Genomic DNA, 16,377 nt, shown 5'->3' on the forward strand with positions numbered 1-16,377 from the left:
CAGGCCGAGTTCCTCATTGGCCAGGGCAGCGGCCTCCTTCACCGCGGCAAGGGCATCGATCAGATGCGGGTAGGCGGAGATCGGCATGCCCGTGATGGGGAAGTTCTCCGTGGCCCGCAGGGTGTGCACACCCCAGTAGGCATCGGCGGGAACGTCACGGTCACCGAGCAGATCGTGCTCGGAGCGGGTGGCGGCGGTCATGAGGGTGAGGATCCTCTTTCTCAGGGAAGTGAGGGTGGGTGTGCGCCCCTTCAGGGGCGCGGGAACTGCGCGATCAGCCACAGGGGCGCCGCAGCCGCCGGACGGAAGAACCCGGCACGCGTTCAGGCGCGGGCCGCACCGGCGACCGGCTGCAGCGAACGAACGGGCCGCACACGCCCGACCTCCCGCCCACCACCGAGCAGCGGCTCACCCGCGAACTCGGTGAGCAGCTCCGGGTCGACGCCCGCCCGGGCCAGTGCGGCGGCGGTCACCGGCACGCGCGCCCGGTTCGCGCCGTCCGCGATCTTCACCGCGACGGCTCGCCCGTCGGCCAGAGCGGCGACCTGCACGCCCTCGAAGCCGTCCTTGGTGAGCAGTCCCGGCACGGCCCGCATCAACGCGGCGACGTCCCGGCCGGAGCCGGAGGCCATCTCGGCGTGCTCGCGCATCGCGTCGGCGACCCGGGCCTCGGGCGTGCCCGGCGCGGCGGTGGTGATCCGGGCGGCGGCCCGGGCCAGTCCGTGCAGGGAAAGGGAGAACAAGGGCGCCCCGCAGCCGTCGACGGTGACGCCGGCGATGCGCTGCCCGGTGAGGTCCTCGACAATCTCGGCGATGGCCTGCTGGAGCGGGTGGCCGGGGTCGAGGTAGTCCTCCAGGGGCCAGCCGTTGAGGGCGCAGGTGTAGAGCATGGCCGCGTGCTTTCCGGAACAGTTCTGGGCGAGCCGTGAGGGCAGTCGGCCCTCACGCACCCAGGAATCCCGGACGACCGGGTCGAACGGCAGATCAGGCACGTTGCGCAGGTGGTCCTCGGTGAGCCCGGCGAGTTCGAGGATGCGCCGGGCCCCGGCGAGGTGGCGTTCCTCGCCGGAGTGGCTGGCGGCCGTCAGTGACAGCAGCTCGCCGTCGAGCGGCAGCCCGGCCCGGGCCATGGCCACGGCCTGCACGGGCTTGATCGCGGAGCGGGGGTAGAAGGCGGCCTCGATGTCTCCGATCCGGAGCCGGACCTCTCCGTCGGCGTCGAGGACGACGACGGAGCCGTAGTGGATGCCTTCGACGATTCCGCCGCGTACGAGGTGGGCGACGGGGGCGTGGAGGGGTTCGCGGACAAGGGGTGCGTCCGCGAGAGAACTGCTGAACATCACTGCCTGCTTCTCAGGGAGCGACGCGTTGCTCACGCGTCGGCTCCGGTGGTGGACTTGCTTGCGGTACGGCCGCGGATGGCGAACCATCCGGCGACCAGGGCCCCGACGATCAGCGGCAGGCACAGCACGGTGGTGCGGCCCGCGCCGCCGTCGGCGTACATGAGGACCAGGACGGAGGCGAGGAACGCCAGCGTCACGATCTCGGTCCAGGGGGAGCCCGGGAGCCGGTAGCCCGGGCGGGTCAGCTCACCCCGCTGCGTCTTCTGCCAGAAGAGCAGGTGACAGATCATGATCATGCCCCAGGTGGCGAGGATGCCGATGGCCGCGAAGTTGAGCACGATCTCGAAGGCGTCGGCGGGCACCACGAAGTTGAGTCCGACGCCCAGCACGCAGATGCCGCTGGTGAGCAGGATGCCGCCGTAGGGCACCTGGCTGCGGCTCATCACGGAGGTGAACTTGGGCGCGGACCCGGACATGGCCATGGAGCGCAGGATGCGGCCGGTGGAGTACAAGCCGGAGTTGAGCGAGGACATGGCCGCGGTCAGGACGACCAGGTTCATCACGCCGCCCGCGGCGGGGATGCCGATGTTGGACAGGACGGTGACGAAGGGGCTCTCGCCGGCGGTGTACTTGTTCCAGGGCAGCAGCATCGACAGCAGGACGACCGAGCCGACGTAGAAGAGGCCCACCCGCCACATGATCGAGTTGATCGCCTTCGGCATGATCTTCTCGGGGTTCTCGGTCTCACCCGCGGCGACACCGACCAGCTCGACGGAGGCGTAGGCGAAGACGACGCCCTGGATGATCAGCAGCATGGGCAGCAGGCCGTGCGGGAAGACGCCGCCGTTGTCGCTGATGAGGGACGGGCCCGGGCTGTGGCCGTCGACGGGGTGCTGGGTGACCAGCAGGAAGATGCCGATGCACATGAAGACGACCAGGGCGCTGACCTTGACGATCGCGAACCAGAACTCCAGCTCGCCGAAGATCTTCACCGAGATCAGGTTCACGGTGAGCACCACGGCCAGCGCGATCAGTGCGATGACCCACTGCGGGATGTCGGAGAACATGCCCCAGTAGTGGGTGTAGGTGGCGACGGCGGTGATGTCGGCGATGCCGGTGGTCGCCCAGTTGAGGAAGTACATCCAGCCCGCCGTGTAGGCGCCCTTCTCCCCCATGAACTCACGGGCGTAGGAGACGAAGGCGCCCGAGGAGGGCCGGTACAGCACCAGTTCGCCGAGGGCGCGCACCACGAGGAAGGCGAAGAGGCCGCAGACCGCGTAGGCGACGAAGAGGGACGGGCCGGCGTCGGCGAGACGGCCGCCCGCGCCGAGGAACAGGCCGGTGCCGATGGCACCGCCGATGGCGATCATGTTGACGTGCCGGGACTTCAAGGACTTGCTGTAGCCCGCGTCTCCGGCATCGACATGGATGGAACGTTTCTGCACATCGTCGTGCAGGGACTGCTCGCTCACGCCTCGGTTCCGCCTTCCGTGGGGATGTCCGTGCGCGAGGAGCGCACGATGTCGGTGAGGGTGGTCTCGACGCGGTCGAGGTGGTGGGCCATGGCCTCCACCGCGTCGTTCTCGGAACCGTCGGTCAGCGCCTCGACGATCGCCCGGTGCTCGCGGTTGGACTGCTCGCGCCGGCCGCCCAGCTCGTTGAGGAAGGCGGACTGGCGGGCCAGCGCGTCCCGGATCTCCTCGATGACCCGGCGGAAGACCGGGTTCTGAGCGGCCTCGGCCACGGCGAGATGGAACAGCGTGTCCATGGCGACCCACGCGGTGGTGTCCGTCTCCCGCTCCATCCGGTCCAGGAGGTGGGCCAGGTGGTCGAGGTTCTCCGGGGTGCGGCGCCGGGCCGCGTACCCGGCGACCGGGATCTCGACGTGGCGGCGCACCTCCAGCAGGTCGCTCGCGGAGTAGTCGCCGAAGGTGGGGTCCTCGACGGTACTGGCGACGACGAAGGTGCCCTTTCCGGTCCGGGACACGGTCAGGCCCATGGTCTGCAGCGCCCGCAGCGCCTCGCGCAGCACGGGCCGCGAGACCTCCAGGGTGCGGCACAGCTCCGCCTCGGAGGGGAGCTTGTCGCCGATGGCGTACTCGCCCCGCTCGATGGCGCCGCGCAGGTACGCCAGCACCGCTTCCATGGCACTGACACGACGCACAGGCTGTCCGGCTGTCCGGCTGTCTGACAGGTTCACGGGAGAGATACTCCGGGCCGACGGCTCAAGCTGTCAAGGGGTGTCCCAAAGGGGCGCGGGGAACCGCGCGACCAGCCACGACGGCGCCGCAGGCACACGACGGCGCCCCCCGGCACACGACTCAGCTGTGCAGCACACCCGCCCCCAGCAGCCCGAACAGCAGCACTCCCACCACGATCCGGTAGATCACGAAGGCGTTGAAGGAGTGCTTGGCGACGAACTTCAGCAACCAGGCGATGGAGGCGTAGGCCACGACAAAGGAGACGACCGTGCCGACGGCCAGCGGCGCCGCGCCCACCCCTGCGCCCAGGGCGTCCTTGAGCTCGTACAGGCCGGCACCGGTGAGCGCGGGGATGCCGAGGAAGAAGGAGAGCCGGGTGGCGGCGACGCGGTCCAGATCGAGGATCAGCGCGGTGGACATGGTGGCCCCGGAGCGGGAGAAGCCGGGGAAGAGCAGGGCGAGGATCTGGGAGCTGCCCACCAGCATCGCGTCCTTGAAGGAGGTGTCGTCCTCCCCACGCTTGTGCCGGCCCATCTGGTCCGCCGCCCACATCACGCCGCTGCCGACGATCAGCGAGCCGGCGACCACCCACAGCGAGGCGAGGGGGCCCTCGATGAGCGGCTTGGCGGCGAGTCCGACGGCGACGATCGGGATCGTCGCACAGATCACCCACCAGGCGAACTGGTAGTCGTGGTGGTACCGCTCCTCGCGGTCGCGCAGGCCCCTCCCCCAGGCGGAGACGATCCGCACGATGTCTTTGAAGAAGTACACGAGCACCGCGGCGATCGCGCCGACCTGGATGACGGCCGAGAACCCGACCACCGCGTCGTCGTCGACGGGGATGCCCATCAGGCCCTCGACGATCTTCAGATGGCCGGTGGAGGAGACGGGCAGGAACTCGGTCACCCCCTCGACGGCTCCGAGGACGACGGCCTGACCGACGCTGATGACGCTCATGGGATCCAGTTCTGCTCGGGGGCGGGAGCGGAGGGGACCGTCTTACTACACCCGGACGAGAACGAAGCTCATGGACGCGCCTCACATACGCGCCAGTGCCGCCCCCGCGAAGGCCGCGGCAAGGCCGGCCACCACGGTGACGCCGACGTTGAGGGCCGCCTGGAGACGCGCACCGGTCTCCACCAGCCGCAGCGTCTCGTAGGAGAACGTCGAGTAGGTCGTCAGGGCCCCGCACAGGCCGGTGCCGAGCAGCAGCTGGAGGTGGGTGGCGGCTCCGGTGAGCAGGCCGAGGACCAGGGAGCCGGTGACGTTGACCGTGAAGGTGCCCCAGGGGAAGACCGAGTCGTGGCGCGCCTGGACCGCCCGGTCGGTGAGGTAGCGCAGCGGGGCGCCCACCATCGCGCCGCAGACGACCAGCAGCCAGTTCACAACGACCTCTTACCCTTCTCGCCCGTTGTGCCCGGATCGTCCCCGCGTCCGGCGTACCGGATCACTTCGCAGTCGTCGAGGGTGACGAGTCCCTCGGTGACGATGTCGTCGAGGTGCGGAAGGAAGGCACGCACGCGTGGCTCGGTGTCGACGATCACCACGGCCACCGGCAGGTCCTCGCTCAGGGAGAGCAGCCGCGAGGTGTGGATCAGGGAGGAGGCGCCGAAGCCCTCGATGCCGCGGAAGACGCTCGCACCCGCGAGGCCCGCCGCGTGGGCCCGGTGGACGATCTCCGAGTACAGCGGCTTGTGGTGCCAGGTGTCGCTCTCGCCGATGAAGACGGTCAGACGCAGTGCCCTGCCGGTGAGCCTCGTCATCGTTGCCTCCCTTTCAGGACGCGGCGGGTGGCGCCGGCCGCGAGCCACACCGCCGTGAGGGCCGCGAGCGGGGTCGCGACGAGGTAGGCCAGTCCGGGGCCGGCCTGGCCGGCGTCGAGGAGTCTTCGGATGTCGACGGCGTACGTCGAGAAGGTGGTGAAGCCGCCGAGGACGCCGGTGCCGAAGAAGGGGCGGACGAGGGGGTGGGCGGAGCGGACCTCGGTGATGATCACCATGAACACGCCGATCACGGCGCAGCCGGCGATGTTGACCCAGAGGGTCGTCCAGGGGAAGCCGCCCGCGGGCGTGGGCCACCCGAGGGAGGCGGCGTAGCGGACGGCCGCCCCCGCCGCCCCGCCGAGCGCCACGGCCCCGACGACGGGTGCCTGGGCTCGCCACGAGGGCTGCCGCGGGCTGGAAGCCCGCACGCGGAGGCTCTCGGGGGATGTCATCGGGATGTGTCTCCTACTCGCCGGGAGCCCGGGGTCGTGCGGGCGCGTGCCGTCGCAAGTAGGGACCGTTGGCGGCGTCCTTGCCGCGGTTCGGGTACGGCGGGCCCCACCGCCGCGCCGCGACAGGTCGCGGCCGGGATTCAGATTAACCCCGGGGCTCGGTGTGGTCACTCCGAGGCGGTGGAGATCACTGCGGGGCGGGCGGTGCGGTCACTTCGGCGCGGACGATGCGGGTCTCGCTCAGGGCGGGGGCTCGCGGCCCACCACGCCCCGTACCCGGATGCTGCCGCTTCGGATCACCCGGGACGGGCGGGGTCACGGCCCCCGTTCCCGGATGCTGCCGCTGCGGATCACTCGGAGCGGGTGGCTCTCGGAGCGCGACACCCCCGTACCCGGACGCTGCCGCTGCCGCTGCCGCTGCCGCTGCAGATCACCCGAGGGCGGGTCGCTCGCAGATTGCCACCCCCCGTTCCCAGACGCTCCCGAGGACCAGGTGCCCGCCCGCTTCGCAGACGCTGGTGGGCATGCGGTAGCCGGAGCGGCGGCGGGTGAGGTGATGGACGACGCGGCCCTCGTCGTCGAACGCCTGCAGGGCGACCGTGCCGGTGGGGCGGAACGGGGCGCGTACGGCGACACGCGCGGCGGCGGCCCGGAGGCCCGGCGCGCTGCGGTGAAGCAGGGCGAGAGGCGGGACGCGGGGCCCGGCCAGCGCGACCCAGATCGGTCCGTCGGGCGCGCCGCGCCAGAGGTTGTCGGGCATGCCGGGGAGATTCTCGGCGAACGGTTCGCTCCGCCCGGCCCGCGGCCCGGTGAGCCAATGGCGCAGAAGCCGGCAGGCGCCGGTCTCCGCGACGATCAGGAAGGACTCGTCGGCACCGACGGCGACCCCGTTGGCGAACTGCAGTCCGTCCAGCACGACTTCGGGTGTGTCGGCGCCGGGGGCGAGCCGCAGCAGCCGTCCCGTCCCGGTGTGTTCGACGATGTCGCCGATCCAGTGCTCCAGGGGGTAACGGCGGCTGGAGACGGTGAAGTAGACGCTGCCGTCGGAGAGGGACACGACGTTGCTGCAGAACCGCAGCGGCTCTCCCGCCGCCGAGTCGGCGAGGATCCGCACCGTGCCGTCGCCGGTGCCGACGCGCAGCAGTCCGCGCTCGGCGTCGCACACCAACAGGTCGCCGTCCGGGAGGAGTTCGAGCCCGAGCGGCCTGCCACCGGTCTCGGCGAGCACCTCGACGCGGGCCGCGACCGGATCGGCGAGGGCGTCGAGCCGCAGGATGCGACCGTCCGCGACGCCGGTGAGGACCCGGCCGCGAGGGTCGGCGATCACGTCCTCGGGGCCGGGGCCCACCGCGATGTAGTGGCGGGGGACGAGTGCTGTGGGACGGTCCATGGCGCGCGTATCCTTCATCATCGGGGGCGATGCCGCGGTACGGGTCGCCTACCAGCCCTTCTCGAACATCCGGGCGACCTCGGCGATCCGCATGTCGTCCCGGTGGTAGCGCACACGGCCCGCGGACCTGCTGGTGCGCAGCATGCCGGTGGCCTCCAGCAGCCGGAGATGACTGACGGCGACCGGGCGCGGTATGGAGAACCGCTCGGCGACGGCATCCGCGGTGACACCGTCCGCCGCGGGGCCGGGTTCCTTCATCCAGGCCAGGATGCGCAGCCGCGTCTCGCCCGTGGGAGTCCTCAGCATGTCGTGCCCCTGCCTCGCGGCTTCGCCCTCTCACCGCGCCTTCCCCCACTGTCTCGCAGGCGACGCCGCGCTGTCCGGCAGTCGGCATCGTATGACCGATACCGAACTGCCGTGACACGCCGCGGGGTTCGGATGGACAGGTGGAGGGAGGAAGAGGAGCCGTAAAGTCATGACCATGAAGGCTGCGGGAGGCAGGCGCAGGCCGCCCACGATCCACGACGTGGCGCGCGAGGCGGGTGTCTCACGCGGCACCGTGTCCCGCGTGCTCAACGGTGGCCACTACGTCAGCCCGGCCGCCCAGGAGGCGGTCAACGCGGCCATCCGGAAGACGGGTTACGTCGTCAACCGGCACGCCCGGTCCCTGATCACCGGGCGGTCCGACTCGATCGGCTTCCTACTCACCGAGCCACAGGAGCGGTTCTTCGAGGACCCCAATTTCAACGTCCTGCTGCGTGGCTGCACCCAGGCGCTCGCGGCACACGACATCCCGCTGCTGCTGATGCTGGCGGGCACCGAAGGTGAACGGCGGCGCATCACGCGGTACATCACCGCCGGGCACGTCGACGGGGTGCTGCTGGTCTCCAGCCGCTCCGGTGCCCCCGTGGCGGAGCGGCTGCGCGAGGCGGGGGTGCCGCTGGTCGCGTGCGGAAAGCCGGTCGGGCTGGCCTCCAAGGTCGGTTACGTGGCCGCCGACGACCGCGACGGGGCCCGCGACATGGTGCGCCACCTGTTGTCGCTGGGGCGGCGCAGGGTGGGCACGGTGACCGGGCCGCTGGACACACCCGGCGGCGTCGAGCGCCTCGCCGGTTACCAGGAGGTACTGGCGGAGGCCGGCCTGGAGTTCGACGAGCGGCTGGTCGTCTCCGGTGACTACAGCAGGGCGAGCGGTGAGGAGGGCGCCGAGCGGCTGCTGGCACAGGCCCCGGACGCCGACGCGGTCTTCGTGGCCTCCGACCTCATGGCGCAGGGAGCGCTCACGGCGCTGCGCCGGGCCGGGCGGCGGGTGCCCCAGGACGTGGCGCTCGGCGGCTTCGACGATTCACCGGCTGCCGTGGCCTCCAGTCCCGGGCTGACGACCATCCGACAGCCCTGGGACCGCATCAGCAACGAGATGGTGCGGCTGCTCCTCGCGCAGATCGGGGGCGAGGATCCGGCGGCGGTGATCCTGCCGACGGAGCTGGTGAAGCGGGAATCCGCATAGGAGCCGCGTATCCATGCACGGTCATTGAATCCTGCAACGGTGTTACCGTTCCCTCATGGCGGCGAGAACGGCTGGCGGGCAGCTCGAGGAACGGTGGCGGGACATCCTGTCCGCCCACGCGCGCACGATGTGCGAGATCGACCGGGCGCTGCACCCGCACGGTCTCGGCGCGTCCGACTTCGAGGTCCTGGACATGCTCGCGACCACCGCGCCCGAGGAGGGCGAGCAGTGCCGGGTGCAGAACCTCGTGGGGCGGGTCCATCTCAGCCAGAGCGCGTTGTCCCGGCTGATCGCCCGGCTGGAGAAGGACGGTCTGGTGACGCGGTCCGTGTGCGCGGAGGACCGGCGGGGGGTGTGGGTCGCCCTGACCGCCAGGGGCCGTGACCTGCACGCCGAGGTGCTGCCGCTGCAGCGGGCCGCGCTGGCCCGGACGCTGGGCGGGTAGGCCGCCGGGCGTCACGCCCCGGCTGACGGCCCCCGGGCACAGCCCTCTGCCGCTGGAGCCTCCCGTCGCACGTCGTGCGGTGCGACGGTGCGGCTCGGCGAGGCAGGCGGCGGCCGTCGCCTGGGCTGCCGGAGCCTTTGGTGCTGCCGGAGCCTTTGGTGACGACGGTGTGTCGCACGGAGGCACCGGCCCCGGCAAGACGCCGCCGGCCGCCCGCGCGATGCGGCGGCGGATCAAGGAGGCTCTCGACGGGGCATGTCGAACCCCGGCAAGGCGCTCTGACCTGCCGCGACCGCGCGGACGCCCGGCGTGAGTACTGCTATCGGACCAGTAGGGTGCGGACTCCCTCCGAGGTGAGCGTCAGCCGGTGCTCGGAGCTGCCGTCGATGGTGAGCGACAGGTCGTCGGCCGGCCACTGGGCGGCGAGGGCGCCGAGCGGCACCATGCGGTAGCGGGAGACGAACGGCAGCAGCCCGGCCATCTCCACCTCGGAGGTGAACACGGGCACCACCGGTTCGCCGCCCGGCTGCTCGAGCACCGGCAGGGCCACCGCCGAGGGGTTGGTGGCGTCGGCGTCGGCCGCGTCGTCGGGCACGGGGATGAGCACGTCGCTGTTGGCGAGCGCGTCCAGAGCCGCCGCGTCCTCGGTGTTCTCGGCGAGGACGTCCAAAGCCCGCTGGGCGGGCGTGGGCGTGGGGTCGTTTGCGGGTGTCTCCATGGCACATTCCCTGGTTGCGGCGGTCGTGCGGCCTGCCCGGGGCAAGATCCGCCCCGGGTACGGTCCTGCTCGCGTACCCGAACGGGAACGGGGCAATCCTGGTGGATCTTCAGGGTTCGTGGGAGCGCCGAGGAGATCCCGTGGTGACATTCGGGCCGCCCCCGGGCCCGCCGGGGATGTTGACGCACCGGATGTTACCGGTAACATCACTCCTCTGATCCCGTCCGCAGACCGTGCCCTCCGCCCACCTCCCGGTGGGCCGTCCCTCGGAGTCCGCGTGATCGAAGAGCGCGTCACCCGTCCCTCCCCCGCCCCGCCCGGCCCGCTCTTCAGCAGAGCCGCCGTAGTGGCCTCGTGTGCCGGCTTCGTACTGATCGGGGCGTTGCAGGCGCTGTACGGGCCGGCGATCCCGGCTCTGCGTGCGGAGTTCGGGCTGTCGCCGTCCGCCGCGGGGCTCGGGCTCAGTGCGCACTTCGTCGGTGGTGTCGCCGGTGTGCTGTTGTTCGACCGGCTCTACGGGCGAGCCGGGAACCGGCGCGTCCTCGGCAGTTCGTATCTGCTGATGGCGGTCGGCGCGGCCGGTTTCGCGCTGGCTCCCGACTGGCCGACCGCGCTGGCGGCGGCCCTGCTCGCCGGGCTCGGCTTCGGCGGCATCGACTACGGCCTCAACCAGTTGTTCGCCGTGGGCTTCGGCCACCGCTCGACCGCGATGCTGAACATCCTCAACGCGCACTTCGGTATCGGCGCCATCCTCGGCCCCGCCGTCATCGGCGCGGTCGGATCCGAGCACTACCCGGCCGTCTTCCTCGTCTTCGCCGCCGTCAACCTGCCGTTGCTGCTGTGCCTGAGGGGCGTGCGCAACCAGGCGCCCGTCGCGGCCGCGGAGCGGACCGGCGGCACAGCCGTCCTCGGACGGAGCCTCGGCTCCGTGCTGTCCGTCTTCGTCGTCCTCTACGTGCTGCACGTCGGCATCGAGGCCGGAGTCGGCGGCTGGGAGCCCACCCATCTGGAGACCGTCGGCTACGGCGCCGGTGTCGCCGCCACCGCCACCTCCGTGTACTGGCTCATGATGACCGCCGGCCGCTTCCTGGTCGCCCCGCTCGCCCTGCGCTTCTCCGCCCAGGCCATCATCACCGTCTCCTGCGCGGGCATGACGGTGTGTCTGCTGGCCGCGGCCGTCCCGGCACTGGCGCCCTACGCGTACGCCGGTGTCGGTCTGTTCATCGCGCCGATCTTCCCCACCGGGCTGCCGTGGCTGAACCGCGCCGCCCCGCGGGCCCGGCGGGCCGGTGCACTGGTCATCGCGGCCTCCATGGCCGGGGGCGTGGCCGCGGGGCCGGCTCTGGGCAAGGCCATCGAGTGGTCCGGGGTCCGCGCCGTGCCGCTCCTGCTCTGCGGCGTATCGGCGCTCTGCCTGACCGCCGCGCTCTGGCTGATCCGCGCCACCCGCTCCCGCTGACCTCACTCCCGCCCCAGCAGCCCAACTGCCGCGCTCCCGCCCCTTTGGATCAGCCGACCGCACTCCCGCCCTCCAGAAGGGAAGCCTCCGCATGCCCGCCCTGACGACGACGTCCGACGGATTCCTGCTGCACGGTGAGCCGTTCCGGATCATCTCCGGCGCACTGCACTACTTCCGCGTCCACCCCGGGCTGTGGTCCGACCGGCTGCGCAAGGCGCGGTCGATGGGACTCAACACCGTGGAGACGTACATCCCTTGGAACCACCACCAGCCAGACCCCGAGGGCCCCCTCGTCCTCGACGGCTTCCTCGACCTGCCCCGGTTCCTCCGGCTCGCGCAGGACGAGGGGCTGCGGGTGCTGCTGCGTCCGGGGCCGTTCATCTGCGCCGAGTGGGACGGCGGCGGCCTGCCCGACTGGCTGACGTCCGACCCGGACATCCGGCTGCGCACCAGCGATCCCCGCTTCACCGGGGCCGTCGACCGCTACCTCGACCTGCTGCTGCCCGCGCTCCGCCCGTACCTGGCGGCGGCGGGCGGTCCCGTCATCGCCGTACAGGTCGAGAACGAGTACGGGGCCTACGGCGACGACGGCGCCTATCTGAAGCACCTCGCGGACGCCTTCCGCTCCCGCGGCGTCGAGGAGCTGCTGTTCACCTGCGACCAGGCCGACCCCGGGCACCTGGCCGCGGGGAGCCTCCCGGGTGTGCTGACGGCCAGTACCTTCGGCAGCCGCGTCGAGCGGTCCCTGGCCCGGCTGCGCGAGCACCGGCCCGAAGGCCCGCTGTTCTGCGCCGAGTTCTGGATCGGCTGGTTCGACCACTGGGGCGGCCCCCATCACGTGCGGGACGCGGCCGACGCCGCCGCCGACCTGGACCGGCTGTTGTCCGCCGGGGCGTCGGTGAACATCTACATGTTCCACGGCGGCACCAACTTCGGCTTCAGCAACGGCGCCAACCACAAGCACGCCTACACGCCCACCGTCACCTCCTACGACTACGACGCCGCGCTCAGCGAGTGCGGCGACCCGGGCCCGAAGTACCACGCCTTCCGCGAGGTCATCGCCCGCCACGCCACCGTGCCCGACGAGCCCGCCCCGGCCCCGAGTGCCAAACTCACGCCAACTTGGGTCGAGTTGGACAGCCGGGCGCCCCTCCTGCCGCTCGCCGGATCGCTCGCGACGGCCGTGCCCGCCGACACGCCTGTGACCATGGACGAACTCGGGCAGCGCACCGGCTACGCCCTCTACCGCACCGCCCTCCCCGCCGGCGGCGACGGCCTGCTGCACTTCGCCCACGGGGTCGGGGACCGCGCCCAGATCTTCGTCGACGGTGCGCCCGTGGGCGTGCTGGAGAGCGAACGCCACGACGAGACGCTGCCCGTGCGGGTGCCGCACCCCGGGGCGACGCTGGAGGTGCTCGTCGAGAACATGGGCGGCGTCAACTACGGCCCCCGCATCGGCGCGGCCAAGGGCCTGCTCGGACCCGTCTCCCTCGACGGCACGGAGCTGACGGGCTGGGAGTGCCGTCCGCTGCCCCTGGACGACCTGGGCGCGGTGCCGTTCGCCCCGGCCGGGGAGGCACCGGTCACCGTGCCGGCCTTCCACCGCGGCAGCTTCGACGTCGGCACCCCCGCCGACGCCTTCCTCTCCCTGCCCGGCTGGTCGAAGGGGCAGGCCTGGGTCAACGGCTTCCACCTGGGCCGCTACTGGAACCGCGGCCCGCAGCGCACGCTGTACGTTCCCGCACCGGTGCTGCGCCCGGGCGCCAACGAACTCGTCCTGCTGGAGCTGCACGGCACCACGACCACCCGTGCCCGGCTCATCGACACCCCCGACCTCGGCCCGGAGAACACCTGGTGAGGCATGCTGTGCGCGCCCTGGCCCGCGGGCTGGGACCCGGCGAGCCCTACCCGGCCTATGCTGTGGTCCTGCCGGGCGGCCTCAGGACCGCCGTGCCGACCTCGAGGAATCATCCGCCATGACATCGAGCGCCTCCGACGGCCCCGCGCCCAAGGGCCGCAGCAGGCGCAACTTCGCCGGGGCACGGCCGGTGATGGCCGACGTGGCCCGGATGGCCGGGGTTTCCAAGCAGACGGTCTCGCGGGTGCTCAACGACCATCCGGCCGTCCGGACGGAGACCCGCGAGGCCGTCCTGGAGGCCATGCGGAGCCTCGGCTACCGGCCCAGCCGCAGCGCGCGGTCCCTGGCCAGCGGCAGGACCCGCATGCTCGGGGTCATCTCCTTCGACGCCGCGCGGTACGGGCCCGCCTCGATCCTCACCGCGATCAACACGGCGGCGCAGGAGGCCGGTTACCTCGTCAGCTCCATCGCTCTCGACACCGCCGACCACGACACCGTCGTCGAGGCCCTGAACCGGCTCTCGGCCGAGGGCGCGGACGGCGTGATCGCGATCGCGCCCCAGCTGTGGGTGGGCCGGGCCCTTGCGGAGGCGACCGATCCTGCCACTCCCCTGGTGGTGCTGGAGAACGCGCTCGACGACGAGACGTCCCTGGTCACCGGCGATTCGCGCACCGGTGCCCGCAAGGCCACCGAGCATCTCCTCGGCCTCGGCCACGCCACCGTGTGGCACATCGCGGGCCCCACGGGCTGGACCTCCGCCGACCACCGGATGACGGGCTGGCAGGCGACGCTCCGGGCGGCCGGTGCGGCCGTTCCGGACCCCCTCGTCGGGGACTGGAGCGCCGGCTCCGGCTACGAGCTGGGCCGTCGGCTGGCCCGGCGCCCCGAGGTGACGGCGGTGTTCGCCTCCAACGACCAGATGGCGCTCGGCCTGCTGCACGCGCTGCACGAGTCGGGACGGTCGGTCCCCGGGGACGTCAGCGTGGTCGGTTACGACGACATCCCCGAGGCCGCGCACTTCCTGCCGCCGCTGACCACCGTCCGCACCGACTTCGCGGAGATCGGCACCCGTTCGCTGCGGCTCCTCGTCGACCGCATCGACGGCACGGGCGAGCGGCCCGGCGTCGGCACCCTGGTGCCCGTGGACCTCGTGGTGCGGGCGAGCAGCGCTCCCCCACCGGTGCGCTGACCGGCGTTCGTCAGCCCTCTCCCCCGGCGGCGGCCCGCTGCCAGGCGCCCTCCCTCAGCAGCCGCAGCCCGTTCAGGCCGACCAGGACCGTGGAGCCCTCGTGGCCCGCGACGCCCAGCGGCAGCGGCAGGTCACCGGCGAGGTCCCAGACGACGAGGCCGGTGATGAACACCCCGGCGATCACGAGGTTCTGCACGACGAGGCGGCGGGCGCGACGGGACAGGGCGATCGTGGCGGGAACCGCGGCGAGTTCGTCGCGCACGATGACGGCGTCCGCTGTCTCCAGGGCCAGGTCGGAGCCCGCCCGGCCCATGGCGATGCCGGTGTGCGCGGCGGCCAGCGCGGGAGCGTCGTTGACGCCGTCGCCGACGACCAGCACCTTGCGGCCCGCGCTCTCCATCTCCTCGACGGCGGCCAGCTTGTCCTGCGGCAGCAGCCCGGCGCGTACGTCGCCGATGCCGGCTTCGGCGGCGAGGTGCGCGGCGGCGCGGGGGTTGTCGCCGGTGAGGAGCACCGGGGCCGAGCCGGTGAGCCGGGCGAGGGAGGTGACGGTGGCGGCGGCGTCCGGGCGCAGCCGGTCGGCGATGCCGAGAAGCCCGGCGGGAGTGCCGTCGACGACGACCAGGACGGCGGTACGGCCGGACTCCTCCAGTTCCGCGGCCGCGGCCACGGCGTCGGCCGCCAGCCGGGCCGGTGCGCCGACCTCCACCGTGCGGCCGCCCACGACGGCGGTGACTCCCACGCCGGGCGCGGAGCCGAAGTCCCGTGCGTCGGGCAGGTCGAGACCGCGCTCGCGGGCCGCGTCCACGACCGCCCGGGCCAGCGGATGCTCACTGGGCCGCTCGGCGGCGGCCGCCAGCGTCAGCACCTCCGTCTCGTCCAGGCCGGATCCGGGCAGCGGCCGGACGTCGGTGACACGGGGACCGCCCTCGGTGAGGGTGCCGGTCTTGTCCAGGGCGACGGCGTCCACCTGGCCGAGCCGCTCCATCACGACGGCCGACTTCACCAGCACGCCGTGACGTCCGGCGTTCGCGATGGCCGACAGCAGGGGCGGCATGGTGGCCAGGACGACCGCGCACGGGGACGCCACGATCATGAAGGTCATGGCGCGCAGCAGGGCGTCGGTGAGCTGGGCCCCGAAGGCGAGCGGGACCAGGAAGACGGCCAGGGTCGCGGCCACCATGCCCAGCGAGTAGCGCTGTTCGACCTTCTCGATGAACAGCTGCGTGGGCGCCTTGGTCTCGGACGCCTCCTGCACCATGCGGACGATCCGGGCGATCACCGAGTCGGAGGCGTCGCGTCCGACCCGGACCCGCAGCGCGCCGGTGCCGTTGAGGGTGCCTGCGAAGACCTCGTCGCCGGGCTCCTTCGCCACCGGCAGCGGTTCGCCGGTGATGGTCGCCTGATCCACCTCGCTCGCCCCGTCCAGCACCCGGCCGTCGGCGCCGACCCGCTCCCCGGGGCGTACGAGGACGGTGTCGCCGACCTCCAGCTCCTCTACGGGGACGGCCTGTTCGGCGCCGTCCGGGCCCAGCCGGGTGGCGGTGGCGGGGGCCAGGTCGAGCAGGCCGCGCACGGAGTCGGCGGTACGGGCCGTGGCCAGGGCCTCCAGCGCGCCCGAGGTGGCGAAGATGACGATGAGCAGGGCGCCGTCCATGACCTGCCCGATCGCGGCCGCGCCCAGTGCGGCGACGACCATCAGCAGGTCGACGTCGAGGGTGCGGTCCTTCAGCGCCTTGAGACCCTCCCAGCCAGGCTCCCAGCCCCCCGTGACGTACGACAGGGCGTACAGGGCTCCCCACGTCCAGGCCGGGGCGCCGGTCAGCTGCAGGGGCAGGGCGAGCAGGAAGAAGGCGGTGGCCGCGGCGGCCCAGCGCGCCTCGGGGAGCGCGAGGACACGGGTACGCCGCCGGGCCACCGCCTCAGGGCGCTGGGGCGTCGTCCGTTCGACCGGCTGCGGCGTGAGGGTGGAGGTCATCAGGGGTCCTTCTGGCGGGGGCGCGTCGGCACCTCTCACCATACAGGAACACATGAAGACTGATTCATGTCTTC

Annotated in this window: 16 protein-coding genes and 1 pseudogene; 5 read left to right on the forward strand and 12 right to left on the reverse strand. The window is 72.3% G+C overall.

What is annotated here, in order from left to right; translation table 11 throughout:
- The 10 genes and pseudogenes from ADK65_RS24655 to ADK65_RS24700 all read right to left on the reverse strand — a co-directional run.
- A pseudogene (locus tag ADK65_RS24655) lies at positions 1-201 on the reverse strand (lyase family protein); the annotation flags it as partial.
- Positions 202-323: 122 nt separating this feature from the next.
- The gene (locus tag ADK65_RS24660) at positions 324-1,340 is read right to left on the reverse strand and encodes an asparaginase (protein ID WP_053672774.1); all 1,017 of its coding nucleotides are present in this window, start codon (positions 1,338-1,340) and stop codon (positions 324-326) included.
- A gap of 32 nt (positions 1,341-1,372) precedes the next feature.
- Positions 1,373-2,815, reverse strand: coding sequence for an amino acid permease (locus ADK65_RS24665; RefSeq protein ID WP_053672671.1), 1,443 nt, complete (start codon positions 2,813-2,815; stop codon positions 1,373-1,375).
- Entirely contained in the window at positions 2,812-3,489 is a 678-nt protein-coding gene (locus ADK65_RS24670) for a FadR/GntR family transcriptional regulator (protein WP_053672673.1), read from the reverse strand. Before ADK65_RS24670 ends, ADK65_RS24665 begins: the two co-directional genes overlap by 4 nt.
- A gap of 175 nt (positions 3,490-3,664) precedes the next feature.
- Positions 3,665-4,501, reverse strand: coding sequence for an undecaprenyl-diphosphate phosphatase (locus ADK65_RS24675; protein ID WP_053672675.1), 837 nt, complete (start codon positions 4,499-4,501; stop codon positions 3,665-3,667).
- Positions 4,502-4,582: 81 nt separating this feature from the next.
- Complete coding sequence (gene crcB / locus ADK65_RS24680; protein WP_053672677.1) at positions 4,583-4,930, reverse strand: fluoride efflux transporter CrcB; 348 nt, start codon at positions 4,928-4,930, stop codon at positions 4,583-4,585.
- The gene (locus ADK65_RS24685) at positions 4,927-5,307 is read right to left on the reverse strand and encodes a DUF190 domain-containing protein (protein WP_053672679.1); all 381 of its coding nucleotides are present in this window, start codon (positions 5,305-5,307) and stop codon (positions 4,927-4,929) included. Before ADK65_RS24685 ends, crcB (ADK65_RS24680) begins: the two co-directional genes overlap by 4 nt.
- Positions 5,304-5,759 carry a fluoride efflux transporter CrcB gene (crcB, locus tag ADK65_RS24690; protein WP_053672681.1) on the reverse strand — a complete coding sequence of 152 codons (456 nt, stop codon included), beginning with the start codon at positions 5,757-5,759 and terminating at the stop codon, positions 5,304-5,306. Before crcB (ADK65_RS24690) ends, ADK65_RS24685 begins: the two co-directional genes overlap by 4 nt.
- 430 nt (positions 5,760-6,189) lie before the next feature.
- Positions 6,190-7,149 (reverse strand): SMP-30/gluconolactonase/LRE family protein, encoded by a 960-nt coding sequence (locus ADK65_RS24695; RefSeq protein ID WP_053672683.1) that lies wholly within the window; start codon positions 7,147-7,149, stop codon positions 6,190-6,192.
- Positions 7,150-7,197: 48 nt separating this feature from the next.
- Positions 7,198-7,455 (reverse strand): ArsR/SmtB family transcription factor, encoded by a 258-nt coding sequence (locus tag ADK65_RS24700; protein ID WP_053672685.1) that lies wholly within the window; start codon positions 7,453-7,455, stop codon positions 7,198-7,200.
- A 169-nt stretch (positions 7,456-7,624) separates the two neighbouring features.
- On the opposite strand from ADK65_RS24700, the gene ADK65_RS24705 reads away from it, so the two are divergent.
- Both ADK65_RS24705 and ADK65_RS24710 read left to right on the forward strand, forming a co-directional pair.
- Positions 7,625-8,656: a LacI family DNA-binding transcriptional regulator gene (locus ADK65_RS24705; protein WP_053672688.1), complete on the forward strand. Its 1,032-nt coding sequence runs from the start codon at positions 7,625-7,627 to the stop codon at positions 8,654-8,656.
- 55 nt (positions 8,657-8,711) lie between these two features.
- Positions 8,712-9,101 carry a MarR family winged helix-turn-helix transcriptional regulator gene (locus ADK65_RS24710; RefSeq protein ID WP_053672689.1) on the forward strand — a complete coding sequence of 130 codons (390 nt, stop codon included), beginning with the start codon at positions 8,712-8,714 and terminating at the stop codon, positions 9,099-9,101.
- Positions 9,102-9,420: 319 nt separating this feature from the next.
- Here the strand turns inward: ADK65_RS24710 and ADK65_RS24715 are convergent, their stop codons facing one another.
- Positions 9,421-9,819 carry an SseB family protein gene (locus ADK65_RS24715; RefSeq protein WP_053672692.1) on the reverse strand — a complete coding sequence of 133 codons (399 nt, stop codon included), beginning with the start codon at positions 9,817-9,819 and terminating at the stop codon, positions 9,421-9,423.
- Positions 9,820-10,096: 277 nt separating this feature from the next.
- Between ADK65_RS24715 and ADK65_RS24720 the strand changes: the two genes are divergently transcribed.
- The 3 genes from ADK65_RS24720 (at position 10,097) to ADK65_RS24730 (ending at position 14,325) form a co-directional block, all read left to right on the forward strand.
- Positions 10,097-11,278 (forward strand): MFS transporter, encoded by a 1,182-nt coding sequence (locus ADK65_RS24720; protein ID WP_234352936.1) that lies wholly within the window; start codon positions 10,097-10,099, stop codon positions 11,276-11,278.
- A 91-nt stretch (positions 11,279-11,369) separates the two neighbouring features.
- On the forward strand, positions 11,370-13,136 hold the full coding sequence (locus ADK65_RS24725) for a glycoside hydrolase family 35 protein (protein ID WP_053672694.1): 1,767 nt from the start codon (positions 11,370-11,372) through the stop codon (positions 13,134-13,136).
- A 118-nt stretch (positions 13,137-13,254) separates the two neighbouring features.
- Positions 13,255-14,325, forward strand: a complete 1,071-nt coding sequence (locus tag ADK65_RS24730) for a LacI family DNA-binding transcriptional regulator (protein WP_053672696.1) — start codon at positions 13,255-13,257, stop codon at positions 14,323-14,325.
- 10 nt (positions 14,326-14,335) lie between these two features.
- On the opposite strand, the gene ADK65_RS24735 is transcribed toward ADK65_RS24730, so the two are convergent.
- Positions 14,336-16,303, reverse strand: a complete 1,968-nt coding sequence (locus ADK65_RS24735) for a heavy metal translocating P-type ATPase (protein WP_053672698.1) — start codon at positions 16,301-16,303, stop codon at positions 14,336-14,338.
- Between the last annotated feature and the right edge of the window lie 74 nt (positions 16,304-16,377).

This window comes from Streptomyces sp. NRRL B-1140 (assembly GCF_001280065.1).
Classification (GTDB): domain Bacteria; phylum Actinomycetota; class Actinomycetes; order Streptomycetales; family Streptomycetaceae; genus Streptomyces.